Annotated in this window: 13 protein-coding genes; 7 read left to right on the top strand and 6 right to left on the bottom strand. The window is 69.2% G+C overall.

Going from position 1 to position 12,269, the window contains the following annotated elements; translation table 11 throughout:
• The first annotated feature begins 24 nt into the window (after positions 1–24).
• Complete coding sequence (locus NQK81_RS38115; RefSeq protein ID WP_257485335.1) at positions 25–1,743, top strand: DEDD exonuclease domain-containing protein; 1,719 nt, start codon at positions 25–27, stop codon at positions 1,741–1,743.
• 37 nt (positions 1,744–1,780) lie between these two features.
• The gene (locus NQK81_RS38110; protein ID WP_126733773.1) at positions 1,781–2,065 is read left to right on the top strand and encodes an Lrp/AsnC family transcriptional regulator; all 285 of its coding nucleotides are present in this window, start codon (positions 1,781–1,783) and stop codon (positions 2,063–2,065) included.
• An 80-nt stretch (positions 2,066–2,145) separates the two neighbouring features.
• Here NQK81_RS38110 and qcrB read toward each other — a convergent pair whose 3' ends face one another.
• The 4 genes from qcrB to ctaE are packed head-to-tail and all read right to left on the bottom strand — an operon-like array spanning position 2,146 to position 6,437.
• Positions 2,146–3,813, bottom strand: a complete 1,668-nt coding sequence (gene qcrB, locus NQK81_RS38105) for a cytochrome bc1 complex cytochrome b subunit (RefSeq protein WP_126733774.1) — start codon at positions 3,811–3,813, stop codon at positions 2,146–2,148.
• On the bottom strand, positions 3,810–4,943 hold the full coding sequence (gene qcrA / locus NQK81_RS38100) for a cytochrome bc1 complex Rieske iron-sulfur subunit (protein WP_126733775.1): 1,134 nt from the start codon (positions 4,941–4,943) through the stop codon (positions 3,810–3,812). The genes qcrB and qcrA overlap by 4 nt, the downstream gene beginning before the upstream one ends.
• On the bottom strand, positions 4,940–5,758 hold the full coding sequence (gene qcrC, locus NQK81_RS38095; protein WP_126733776.1) for a cytochrome bc1 complex diheme cytochrome c subunit: 819 nt from the start codon (positions 5,756–5,758) through the stop codon (positions 4,940–4,942). Before qcrC ends, qcrA begins: the two co-directional genes overlap by 4 nt.
• A 55-nt stretch (positions 5,759–5,813) precedes the next feature.
• Positions 5,814–6,437: an aa3-type cytochrome oxidase subunit III gene (gene ctaE / locus NQK81_RS38090; protein WP_091599208.1), complete on the bottom strand. Its 624-nt coding sequence runs from the start codon at positions 6,435–6,437 to the stop codon at positions 5,814–5,816.
• A gap of 95 nt (positions 6,438–6,532) precedes the next feature.
• Between ctaE and NQK81_RS38085 the strand changes: the two genes are divergently transcribed.
• The 3 genes from NQK81_RS38085 to trpD are packed head-to-tail and all read left to right on the top strand — an operon-like array spanning position 6,533 to position 8,456.
• Positions 6,533–6,967: a hypothetical protein gene (locus tag NQK81_RS38085; RefSeq protein WP_257485334.1), complete on the top strand. Its 435-nt coding sequence runs from the start codon at positions 6,533–6,535 to the stop codon at positions 6,965–6,967.
• Positions 6,968–7,009: 42 nt separating this feature from the next.
• Complete coding sequence (locus tag NQK81_RS38080; protein ID WP_257489924.1) at positions 7,010–7,420, top strand: hypothetical protein; 411 nt, start codon at positions 7,010–7,012, stop codon at positions 7,418–7,420.
• Positions 7,421–7,424: 4 nt separating this feature from the next.
• The gene (gene trpD / locus NQK81_RS38075) at positions 7,425–8,456 is read left to right on the top strand and encodes an anthranilate phosphoribosyltransferase (protein WP_126733778.1); all 1,032 of its coding nucleotides are present in this window, start codon (positions 7,425–7,427) and stop codon (positions 8,454–8,456) included.
• Positions 8,457–8,731: 275 nt separating this feature from the next.
• Here trpD and NQK81_RS38070 read toward each other — a convergent pair whose 3' ends face one another.
• Positions 8,732–9,697, bottom strand: a complete 966-nt coding sequence (locus tag NQK81_RS38070) for a helix-turn-helix domain-containing protein (RefSeq protein WP_257485333.1) — start codon at positions 9,695–9,697, stop codon at positions 8,732–8,734.
• 52 nt (positions 9,698–9,749) lie between these two features.
• Here NQK81_RS38070 and NQK81_RS38065 point away from each other — a divergent pair, with 52 nt between their 5' ends.
• Positions 9,750–10,139: a cupin domain-containing protein gene (locus NQK81_RS38065; RefSeq protein ID WP_257485332.1), complete on the top strand. Its 390-nt coding sequence runs from the start codon at positions 9,750–9,752 to the stop codon at positions 10,137–10,139.
• Here the strand turns inward: NQK81_RS38065 and NQK81_RS38060 are convergent.
• A complete protein-coding gene (locus NQK81_RS38060; RefSeq protein ID WP_257485331.1) occupies positions 10,136–11,098 on the bottom strand; it encodes a GlxA family transcriptional regulator in 963 nt (320 codons plus the stop codon). The two genes, NQK81_RS38065 and NQK81_RS38060, sit on opposite strands and share 4 nt — an antisense overlap.
• An 82-nt stretch (positions 11,099–11,180) precedes the next feature.
• Between NQK81_RS38060 and NQK81_RS38055 the strand changes: the two genes are divergently transcribed.
• The gene (locus tag NQK81_RS38055) at positions 11,181–12,086 is read left to right on the top strand and encodes a DMT family transporter (protein ID WP_257485330.1); all 906 of its coding nucleotides are present in this window, start codon (positions 11,181–11,183) and stop codon (positions 12,084–12,086) included.
• Positions 12,087–12,269: the final 183 nt, after the last annotated feature.

The following is a 12,269-nucleotide window of genomic DNA, read 5'->3' as shown; positions in this document are numbered from 1 at the left end:
TGCCCGCCCCTACTGTGCCCGACCATGGACACCGGACGGCGGCCCGGCGCGGCGCAACTCGCCTTCGACGAGCTGGGAACTCCTTTGCGGGACATCACTTTCGTCGTATTCGACCTGGAGACCACGGGGACGAAACCCGGTCCGGACGGGATCACCGAGATCGGCGCGGTCAAGATCCGCGCCGGCGAGGTCGTCGGCGAATTCGCCACCTTCGTCAATCCTGGGATGCCGATCCCGCCGCAGATCGTCGAGCTCACCGGTATCACCGGCGCGATGGTCTACGACGCTCCCCGCATCGAGCGCGTGCTCCCCGCGTTCCTCGAGTTCATCTCCGGCGCCGTGCTCGTCGCGCACAACGCCGCCTTCGACACCGGCTTCATGCGGGCGGCCTGCGAAGGCCACGGCTACCACTGGCCGAAGACGGCCGTCGTCTGCACGGTGCGGCTCGCCCGCCGGGTCATCTCCCGCGACGAGACGCCCAGCTACCGCCTTTCCGCGCTGGCCGCGTTGTTCGGCGCGCGCACCACGCCGAACCACCGCGCGCTCGCGGACGCGCGCGCCACCGTCGACGTCCTGCACGCCCTGCTGGAACGAGTGGGCAACCTCGGCGTCCACACCCTCGAGGAGCTGCTGGACTATCTGCCCGAGGTGACCGCCGCCCAGCGCCGCAAACGTTCGCTGGCCGAGCATCTGCCGTCGAGGCCCGGCGTCTACCTGTTCCGCGGCCCGAGCGACGAGGTCCTCTACGTCGGGACGTCGTCCGATCTGCGGCGCCGGGTGCGGCAGTACTTCACCGGTTCGGAAAGCCGGGGCCGGATCAGGGAGATGGTCGCGCTGGCCGAACGGGTCGACGCGGTCGAATGCGCGCACGCGCTGGAGGCCGCCGTCCGGGAGCTGCGGCTGATCGCCGCCCACCGCCCGATGTACAACCGCCGTTCCAAGAACCCACGGCACGCCTGGTGGGTCGCGCTGACCGAGGAGGCGTTCCCCCGCCTGTCGGTGGTCCGCATGCCGCGAGACGGGATGCTGGGGCCCTTTCGCACCCAGACCGACGCCCGGACCGCCGCGGACACCCTCGCCGGCGCCTCGGGCCTGCGGACGTGCACCCAGCGCATCTCGGCGACGGCGCCGAACGGGACGCCCTGTGTCCTCGCCGAGCTCGGGCGCTGCGGGGCTCCGTGCGCCGGGAAGCAGACGGTCGAGGCGTACCGGCCGAGCGTGCTGGCGGTGTCCGGGCTCATCGCCGGGACGGACGGCCGTCCGCTGCGGGCCGCCGCCGATCAGCTGGCGCGGTTGTCCGCGGCGGAGCACTACGAACAGGCCGCTCAGCATCGCGATCAGCTGGCCGGCCTGATCCGCGCGGTCGGCCGGGCGCATCGGCAGTCGGCGCTGGCGGGTATCCCGGAGCTGATCGCCGCCGGGCCGGACGGCAACGGCGGCTGGGAACTGGCGGTGATCCGGCACGGCAGGCTCGCGTCGGCGGGGGTCGCCCGGCGCGGCGTGCCGCCGATGCCCGTCGTCGAGATGCTCGTGGCGTCCGCGGAGACGGTGATCCCGGGGCCCGGCCCGCTCTTCGGCGCGATCCCGGAGGAGATCGGCATCCTGCTGCGCTGGCTGACCCGCCCTGGCGTCCGGCTCGTGCGCACGACGCATCCCTGGGCGGAGCCCGCCGCCGCGGGCGGCTGGCAGGAATGGCTCGACCTGGCGGCGAGCGCGACGGCGCTGGAACGAGTGGCGGGCTAGGATTCCGGCACCGGATTCACCGACGTAGGAGGACCCTTTGATCACGGCGATCGTGCTGATCCAGGTCGAAGCCGATGCCATCCCCGAGGCGGCACAGGCGATCGCGGACATCGACGGTGTCCGCGAGGTCTATTCCTGTGCGGGCGATGTCGATCTGATCGCCTCGGTCCGCGTCGCGGCCCACGAGGACCTCGCGGATCTGATCCCGGCGAAGATCGGCAAGGTCCCCGGCGTGCTGAGCACGGTCACGCATATCGCGTTCCGCTCCTACTCGAAGGCCGACAGCGAGTCCGCGTTCGACATCGGCGTCGAAGGCGCCTGAGCTTCTTCCCTTGTAGCGCGTGAAGGCCCCCTTCCCTCGGCTGAGCCGAGGGAAGGGGGCCTTCACGCGCGTCTCCCGGGCTAGTGCCCGGAGGTGATCTCCTTGCGCTCCTCGGAGGGCTCGCCACCGATGTCGTCGACCTTGCCGTTGCCGTGCCCGTTGGACCGGGCGCGCTCCAGCGCGATCGTCTCCTCGACCGGGTCCGGGGACCAGGTCGAACCGGCGACGGCGTGCCCGGCCGAGCCGAGCTTGTTCATCTTCTTCGGCACCGACGCGCCCTGGTATTCGAGCGGGATCGCGTGGCCGTGGTCGTCCACCGGGCCGAGCGGCTGGTGGATCTCGATGAACTCACCGTGCGGCAGGCGCTTGATGATGCCGGTTTCGACGCCGTGCTCCAGCACCTCGCGGTCGGCCCGCTGGAGGCCGAGGCAGATCCGGTAGGTGATGTAGTACGCGATCGGCGGCGCCAGCAGGACACCGATCCGGCCCGCCCACGTCGTCGCGTTCAGCGAGATGTCGAAGGCGAACGCGATGATGTCGTTGAAGCCCGAGAGCATGATGACCGCGAAGAACGTCAGGGCCATGATGCCCAGCGAGGTCCGGACCGGGACGTCGCGCGGACGCTGCAGCAGGTTGTGGTGCGCGGTGTCCTTGGACAGCTTTCGCTCGATCCAGGGATACATCAGCAGCAACCCGATCAGCAGCGGCATCCCGATCGCGCCGGGGAAGAACACCGCCGGGACCGTGTAGTTCCCGAGGTAGAGCTCCCATGCGGGCCAGATCCGCAGCATGCCGTCGGCCCAGGCCATGTACCAGTCCGGCTGCGAACCCGCCGAGACCTGCGCCGCGTTGTACGGGCCGATGTTCCAGATCGGGTTGATCTGGAAGAGGCCCGACATCAGCGCGATGACACCGGTGACCAGCGCGAAGAACGCACCGCCCTTGAGCGCGAAGACCGGCATGATGCGGACGCCGACGACGTTGGTCTCCTTGCGGCGCACGCCCGGGAACTGCGTGTGCTTCTGGTACCAGACGAGCGCGAGGTGCGCTGCCACCAGGCCGAGCATGATGCCCGGCAGCAGCAGGATGTGGATCGTGTACAGGCGCGGGATGATCTCGTTGCCGGGGAACTCCCCGCCGAACAGCGCCCAGTGGATCCAGGTGCCCATGACCGGCACCGAGAGCACGATGCCCGACAGGGTCGCGCGGATACCGGTACCGGAGAGCAGGTCGTCCGGGAGCGAGTAGCCGAAGAAGCCCTCGAACATGCCCAGGACCAGCAGCAGCGCGCCGATGACCCAGTTCGCCTCACGCGGGCGACGGAACGCGCCGGTGAAGAAGATCCGGAACATGTGCACCATCATCGATGCCACGAAGATCAGCGCGGCCCAGTGGTGCAGCTGGCGGACGAACAGACCGCCGCGGACGTCGAACGAGATGTCCAGCGTGGTCGCGAAGGCCCGCGACATCTCGACGCCCTGCAGACCGGTGTAGCTGCCGTTGTAGACGACCTCCTCCATGGAGGGGTCGAAGAACAGCGTGAGATAGACACCCGACAGCAACAGGATGATGAAGCTGTAGAGCGCGATCTCGCCGAGCAGGAACGACCAGTGCGTCGGGAACACCTTGTTGAGCTGGTGCCGCATGCCCTTGGCCAGGTGATACCGGTCGTCGGCCCACTTCGCACCAGCGCCCGCGGCCTTCTCGACCGGGTTCGTCCCCTTCGTCGGGGTGGTGAGTGAACTCATGACTTACGCTCCCAAAAGGCCGGTCCGACGGCCTCGTTGAAGTCTCCGCGCGCGATCAGGTAGCCCTCAGAGTCCACTGTAATCGGAAGCTGGGCCAACGGCCTCGTCGCCGGACCGAAAATCGGCTTGGCGTAGTGGAGCGCGTCGAACTGCGACTGGTGGCAGGGGCAGAGGATGCGGTTGGTCCGCTGCTCGTACAGGGAGGTCGGGCAGCCGACGTGGCTGCAGATCTTCGTGTACGCGTAGTAGTCGCCGAAGTTGTAGTCCTCCTGGCCCTGACGCTTGACGACCTTGGCGGCGTCGGTCGGGCGGAGACGGATCAGCATGACCGGGTTGTCGACGCGCTTGAAGGCGGCCGACAGGGCGTGCTCGTCATCCTTCTCGGACTCGCGGTACGGGAACACCGTCTCCATCGCGCCCGCGTCGAGGTCCTCGGCCTTGACCAGGGAGATCTCGTGCGGACGGCCGGTGTTGCGGCGCAGGTAGACCTTCTCTTCCGGGAAGTTCTTCTTCCAGCCCGAGTGCCACAGCGAGTCGCGGTTCTCGGTGTCCTTCCACGGGTCCTTGATGAAGGACGCGACCGGCAGCGCCGCGACGGCGAGGCCGAGCACACCGGCGCCGGCACCCGCGGAGCGCTTGATCATCGAGCGGCGCGCGATGGTGCTGCGGCTGCCCGAGTCGGCGAGCTGGGCGACGATGGTGGCCTTGTCGACCTCCTTGGAGCCGCCGTCCCCGCGCTCCTGGACCGCGACCTCGGCCGGGATGAACTTCTTGGTGTAGAGGATCACACCGATACCGAGGCTGAGCACGGCCAGCCCGAGGGTGACCCCGAGCAGCGGCGTGTACAGCGTGTACTGGGTGTAGCCGTGCGTGCCCGGCTCCTTGTACTCGAACCAGTGCGGCCACGCGATGAGGACCACGAACGCGAGGCCGGACAGCGCGGCCAGCACGAACCAGAGGGCGACGGAGCGCTCGGCGCGCTTCTCCGCCTTCGTCCCCTCGACCGGCCAAGGCGTCGGGTATTCGACGATCTCGACCCCGTCGAGCGCGGTACCCAGCTTGACCAGCTGGTCGCGATCCATGTCCGCCAACTCCGCCTCTGTCGGCGGCTTCGGCCCTTCGGCGCTCATGCCTTCGATCCAATCCACAACGTCACGCCGATCAGCGCGGCGATCCCGACGATCCACGCGATCGCGCCCTCCGAGGCCGGGCCAAGACCGCCGAGCGAGTTACCGCCGGGTGAGTTGTTCCCGTGACTCACGGACTTCACGAACGCGATGATGTCCTTCTTCTCCTCCGGCGACAGCTGCCGGTCGGAGAACTTGGGCATGTTCTGCGGCCCGGTGAGCATCGCGGTGTAGATCTGCTCTTCCGTGGCCGGGTCCAGGTTCGGGGCGAACTTGCCCGAGGACAGCGCGCCACCGCGGCCGGTGAAGCCGTGGCAGGAGGCGCAGTTGAGGCGGAAGAGCTCGCTGCCGCGCGCGACGTCCTCGCCGCGCAGCGCGTCACCCTTCTCGGCGGGACGCTGCGCGCCGCCGCCGTTGGCCTGGATGTAGGCACCCAGCGCGTTGATCTCGGCCTCGGTCAGCTTCGGCGGCTTCCGCTGCGCCTGGGCTTCCTGGCGGACCGCCGGCATACGGCCGGTGGAGGTCTGGAAGTACACGGCCGCGTCGCCGATGCCGATGAGGCTCGGGCCACGGTCGGTGACACCTTCGAGCTTCGGCCCGTGACATTCGATACACGTGTTGTTGTAGAGCTTCTCGCCCTCGCGCAGGAGGGCGGATTCGCCCTGCGCCTGCGCGGTCTGCGGCTCCGGGGCGAAAACGGCGTACAACCCGCCCACGCTCAGCAGCGCGATCCCGAGCGCCAGCGCGCCGGCGAACCGCCTGCGTGCCTTCGACCGCTTGCGGAAGCGGCGCTCCGTGTTGTTCTTGCTGGAGGTCATCTTGCGGCAACCCTTGCTGTCAGTTCAGGCCGATAGGTCGTGGTGGCGGCTTCGTTCACGGAAGGATGTAGATCACCGCGAACAGGCCCACCCACACGATGTCGACGAAGTGCCAGTAGTACGACACGACGATCGCCGAGGTGGCCTGAGCCGGGGTGAACTTGCTCAGCTTGGTGCGGATGAGCAAGTACACGAACGCGATGAGCCCGCCGATGACGTGCAGGCCGTGGAACCCGGTCGCGAGGTAGAAGACCGTGCCGTACGCGCCGGACGGGATGGTCAGCCCCTCGTGGATCAGGTTCAGGTACTCGTAAGCCTGGCCACCCACGAAGATCGCGCCCATGATCAACGTGATGATGTACCAGCGGCGGAGGCCGAACACGTCACCCTTTTCGGCGGCGAACACACCGAACTGGCAGGTGAACGACGACGCCACGAGGATCACGGTGAACGGGATCGCCAGCGCGATGTTCAGGTGGAAGGGCTCACCGTGCAGCGGCGGCGGCCATTGGCCGGACGCGTTCTGCGCCTTCACGGTGAAGAACATGGCGAACAGTCCGGCGAAGAACATCAGTTCGCTGGACAGCCACACGATGGTGCCGACACTGACCATGTTCGGCCGGTTCAGCGAGTGGACCCGCTGGCTGATGGTGGGAGCTGCCGTTGTCACGCGTCGCATTATGTCCTCTCACGCACGGGGCCCGCCGGGTGGGTCCACGGCGGGTCGCGTGCGTGTCGGGTCACATCTGAACGAAAGTGGGAACAGGGCTACTCATGGGTTTACTAGATCGGCTTCGTGACCTGGTCAAGAAGCCGAAGCTTCCAGGCCTGACGGTCGACACGCCCGGCGTGGAGATCGTCGTGGAGGCCTTCGACCCCGCCGAGGCGGATTCCTCGGCGTTGGCCAGATCACCCGCTTGGGTCGCCGAAGCGCCCGCGATCCTGCGCCATCACTTGAAGCTGCCGCCCGAAAAGGTGGCGGAGGCGGCCTCGATCCTCGCCCAGGACGGCTGGGAGCTGCGAGAACAGGATCCCGAAGGCGATTTCGCCCTCGCGCACGCGGTGCGGGTGCAGACCCTCGACGCGCTGCATTGCGCGCAGGAACGGTCACGGATGGCGGGCCTCGCGCAGCGGCTCGGCGGGGATTCGCTGGGCTGGGACGCGCTCCAGCCGTCGGGTGGTCCACGTGATGTCGGTCATGGCGGATAACATCGCGGGGTCGACATGACTAGACGAGGCGGAGGCGCGCTCATGGGCGAGCAGGCGATGCGGATCCTGGTGTTCAGCCACAAGGCGGAGGTGCGCGAGGCGATCATCAACGCCGTCGGCCGCAGGCCCGCCGCCGACCTCGGCCGGGTGGACTACACCGAGGCGTCCGGCATCTCCGAGGTCCTCGTCGAGATGGACGCGGGCAACGTGGACCTCGCCATCCTCGACGGCGAGGCGCAGCCGACCGGTGGCATCGGGCTGACCCGTCAGCTGAAGAACGAGATCGAGAACTGCCCGCCGATCGTGGTGTCGGTGCGGCGCAAGGACGACCGCTGGCTCGCGACCTGGTCGCAGGCCGACGCGGTGCTGGTCCACCCGCTCGACCCGCTGACCGCCGCCGAAACCGTCGCCGACGTGCTGCGCGCCCGGCGGGTGCCGGCCGTGCACGGCTGAGCCGATGGGCTCGGCAGCCAAGACCTGGCCGTCCCTGCTCAACCAGCTCATCGCGCGTGCGGACCTGTCCGAAGAGGACACCGCGTGGGCGATGGACCAGATCATGAGCGGGGCGGCGACGCCCTCCCAGATCGCCGGGTTCGCCGTCGCGCTGCGCGCGAAGGGTGAGACACCGGCGGAGATCTCCGGGATGGCCGACGCCATGCTGGCGCACGCCAGGCGGGTGACGATCGACAGGCCGTCGGTCGACATCGTCGGCACCGGCGGCGACCGGTCCAATTCGGTCAACATCTCCACCATGGCCACGGTGGTGACGGCCGCCGCGGGCGCGCCGGTGGCCAAGCACGGCAACCGGAGCGCTTCGTCGAAGTCCGGCGCGGCCGACGTGCTGGAGGAGCTGGGCGTCACCATCGACCTGCCGCCAGAGACGGTCCAGCGCAGCGTGAACGAACTGGGCATCGGCTTCTGCTTCGCGCCGAAGTTCCATCCCGCCCTGCGTCACGCCGGGCCGACCCGCGGCGAGCTCGGCGTGCCGACGACGTTCAACCTGCTCGGCCCGCTGACCAACCCGGCGCAGCCGCGCAGTTCGCTGATCGGCTGCGCGTACGAGGACAAGACCCGTGTGCTGGCCGAGGTGTTCGCGCGGCGCGGCATGACCGTGCTGCTCGTACGCGGCGACGACGGGCTGGACGAGCTCACGACCACGACCACGAGTTCGGTGTGGGTGGTCTCCGGCGGCGAGATCACCGAGCGGAGCTTCGATCCCGCGTCGCTGGACCTCCCCCGGGTGACCGCGGAGGACCTGCGCGGTGGCGACGCGGCGCACAACGCCGAGGTGTTCCGTCAGGTGATGGCCGGGAAGACCGGGCCGGTCCGGGACGCGGTGCTGCTCAACTCGGCGGCCGCGCTGGCGGCTTTCACCGGGTTCTCGGGGTCGCTGGAAGACGATCTGGCGGCCGGGTTCGCGCGGGCGGCGTCGGCCATCGACTCGGGTGCGGCGGCCGACCTGCTGAACCGGTGGATCGCCTTCGCCTGACCACTCACGAGACTCTGCCCACCACTCACCCCCCCAGTACATGAAGGCCCCCTTCCTGTACCTAGGCGCAAGGAAGGGGGCCTTCATGTACTGGGGGAGGTGTGAAGGTCGAGTTTCCTCGGCTGAGCCGAGGGAAGGGGGCCTTCACGCGCGGCCGCGGTGACTGCTGGGGCTGTTGGTGTTGCTGAGGCCGAGGCGGCGATCGTGTAGTCCGTCTGGTCGCCACCTTCAGTAGGTACCTAAGACACCCTTGGCCCCCTAACCGTCCTGACCACTCACGAGGCGGTGCTGAAGCGCGCCCGGTAAGCCGTAGGCGTCAGCCCCGTGGCCCGCCGCAGCTGCGTACGCAGGTTCGCGGCGGTACCGAACCCCGACGCCCGCGCCACCAGGTCCAGCCGCTGCTCCCCGCGCTCGATCAGCCGGCACGCCAGCGCGATCCGCTCCGTGGTCAGCCACGCCAGCGGCGTCGTCCCCAGTTCGGCGCGGAACCGCCGGTGCAGCGTCGCCTGGCTCGCCGCCGCCCGCGCGGCGAGGTCGGCGACGGTGAGCGGACGGTCGAGCCGTTCCCGCGCCCAGGCGAGCACCGGAGCCAGCGAGGTGTCCGGCACCGGCGGCAGCGGACGCTCGACGAACTGCCGCTGGCCGCCGTCGCGATGTCCGGCGAACACCAGCCGCCTGCTCACCGCGTTGGCGATCTCGGCGCCGTGGTCACGGCTGATCAGGTGCAGCCCCAGATCGAGCGCGGCCGCGCTGCCCGCCGCGGTCAGGACGTCGCCGTCGTCGACGAAGAGGACGTCGGGCTCCAGCAGTACTTCGGGATACAGCTCGCGGAAGAGCCCCGCCCACTTCCAATGGGTCGTCGCGCGCCGTCCGTCCAGGACACCGGCCTGCGCGAGGGTGAAGGCGCCGGTGCAGAAGCTCACCAACCGGGCACCCCGCTCGGACGCGGCGCGAACGGCCCTCAGCACCGACGCCTTGGCCGGGGTCTCCGGATCGGGCCGGTTGGGCACGATCACCGTGTCCGCGGCCTCCACGGCTTCGAGCCCGGCGACCCCGGTGAGCGTGAACATGCCCAGGTGCATACGCACGGACGGCTCGGCGGCGCACAGGGTGAAGCCGTACCAGGGCCTGCCCAGCTCCGGCCGCCGCAGGCCGAACAGCTCGGTCGCGACGCCCATTTCGAAGGGATTGGATCCTTCGTCGACCAGGACGGCGACCTTGTGCGAGGAATCATGCGACATATGCGGTTCCTAGCACTCACCGCTCCGGTGGTCCAGCGGCCAGGATCGGATCATGAGCAAGCAACCGATCGATCTGGACACCGCGCTGGCCGGCTTCGACGAGATCTGGAGCCCGCGGATCGTCGCCAACGTCAACGATTACGACGTCCGCCTCGCCAAGGTCGCGGGCGAGCACGTCTGGCACGTCCACGAGAACACCGACGAGTTCTTCCTCGTCCTCGACGGCACACTCGACATCGCGTTGCGCGAGGACACGGGCGAACGGGTCGTCACCCTCCCCCGCGGCTCCGTGTTCGTCGTCCCGCGCGGCACCTTCCACAAACCGTCCTCAGTGGACGGTGCCTCGCTGCTGCTGTTCGAGCCGACCGGCACGCTCACCGTCGGCGACCGGCACGACGAGGTCCCCGACCACGTCCATGTCACCGTGGGGCAGGAGCTCTAGCCGGCGGAAAACGTTCTGCGGTAAGCACTCGGGCTGGTCCCGCGCAGCTTGCCGAACTGATGCCGCAGCGCCGCGGCGGACGCGTAACCACAGGCGACAGCTATGTCCTCAATGGACAGACGGCCTTCTTCGAGCAAGGACTGCGCGCGGTCGAGACGGCGTTCGGTGAGCCATCGGTGCGGCGTCGTCCCGGTGGCCGCCGAGAACCGGCGCAGGAACGTGCGCTCCCCCAAGCCGCTGCGCCTGGCGAGTTCCGCGACGGTGAACGGCTGGTCGAGGCGACGTTCGATCCATTCGAGCGCTTCGGCGAGCACGGTGTCGTCCGGCGCGGCGGTCTCGGGTACCGGCGCCTGCACGAACTGCGCCTGACCACCGACCCGATGCGGCGCCGCGACCATCCGCCTGGCCAGCGTGGTGGCCGCCGCGACACCGCGCAATTCCCGCACCAGGTGCAGGCACAGGTCGACGGCGGCGACGGTTCCCGCGCTCGTGAGGACGCCGCCGTCGTCGACGTACAACGCCTTCGGGTCGACCTTCGCCGTCGGGAAACGCGACCGGAACTCCTGCTCGTAGACCCAGTGCACGGTGCAGTTGCGCCCGTCGAGCAGCCCCGCGTACCCAAGGGAGAAGACACCCGCGCAGAAACCCGCGACCCAGGCGCCCCGGCTCGCCGCGTCACGCAGGACTTCGAGCACGGGCTCCGGTGGGCTCGCGCTGCGTGGCGCGCAGGTCGGCACGATCAGCAGGTCCGCCGACGCCGCGAAGTCCAGGCTCTCCAGGCCATCCAGCCCGAAGCCGGACCAGCTCAAGACGTTCTCACCGCCGGGCGAGCAGACCGCGAAGTCCCAGCCCTCGATTCCGTCGGCGCTGCGATCGGTGCCGAAGACCTCGCACGCGACGCCGAGTTCGAACGGCGAGACCTGGTCGGCGAGCACCACCGCGACCTTCTTCACATCCATCCCGGCAGTGTGTCACAAGTTTTGCGGTCGCTGTCATCTCTGACACTGGTTGAACGCGGACACGACAGCGAAAGTGGTCGCCATGAACAAGAACAACCCCGTGTTGCAGTGGACCGCCGCGATGGCACTCTCCGGCACGATCGGCGCCGTCGTCCTCGAAAGCGGCGCCGAGGCGCCCGCCGTTGCGTTCGCGAGGAGCCTCGTCGGCGGCCTGCTGCTCCTGGTGTGGAGCGCGGCCCGGGGCTGGCTCCGCCCGTGGACGCTCAGCCGCCGCGACCTGCTGCTCGCCGTCCTCGGCGGGCTGTTCCTGGTCGGGAACTGGGTCCTGCTGTTCGCCTCGTACTCGCTGTCGTCGATCGGGGTCAGCACCGTCGTGTACCACACGCAACCGCTCATGCTGGTCGGTCTCGCGGCGGCGTTCCTCGGCGAGAAGATGACGAAGAGCCAGCTGGTCCGGGCACTGATCGCGTTCGGCGGGGTGACGCTCATCTCGCTTTCCGCGCACGGCGCCGACGGGAAGCCCGTCCGCCTGGAAGGGATCGCGCTCGCCCTTGGCGCGGCCGCGCTGTACGCCGGCGCTTCCTTCGTCGCGAAGCAGCTCAAGCACGTCCGCCCGCACGTCCTGGCGGCCGTCCAGCTGGTGACCGGCACGATCGTGCTCGCACCCGCCCTGCTCGTCACTCCGCTGCCCACGGACACCTCGGGCCTGCTGTGGCTGATCCTGCTGGGAACCGTGCACACCGCGCTGATGTACGTCCTGATGTACGCGAGCATCGGCAAGCTGCCGACCACGACGGTGGCGCTGCTGTCCTACGTCTATCCGGTGGTCGCGGTGGTGGTGGACGTCCTCGCCTACGGGCACCGGCCGACGTGGCCGGAAGGCCTCGGGATGCTGGCCGTCCTAGCAGCCGCGCTGGCCCCGAAACGAGCACCCAAGCCCGCGCCGGCGCTTGAGACGGCGGTGGCCACTCGGGCCAGCGGGTCGTGAGTGCCGTTTCGGAAGTACGTGAAGGCCCCCTTCATTGCGTCTAGCGCAATGAAGGGGGCCTTCACGTACTTCGGGCTCAAGGGTGTGGTGCCGGGGGCGGATGAGGGGAACTTGAGGGACTCTGGGTCTCTGAATGCGAAAACGGCGCCCGGCTCCACAGGGAGCGGGGCGCCGTTCGGCGTC

This window comes from Amycolatopsis roodepoortensis (assembly GCF_024628825.1).
Lineage (GTDB): Bacteria > Actinomycetota > Actinomycetes > Mycobacteriales > Pseudonocardiaceae > Amycolatopsis > Amycolatopsis roodepoortensis.
The sequence above is the reverse complement of the archived record's forward strand: the minus strand, read 5'-3'. Positions and strand labels throughout refer to the sequence as shown.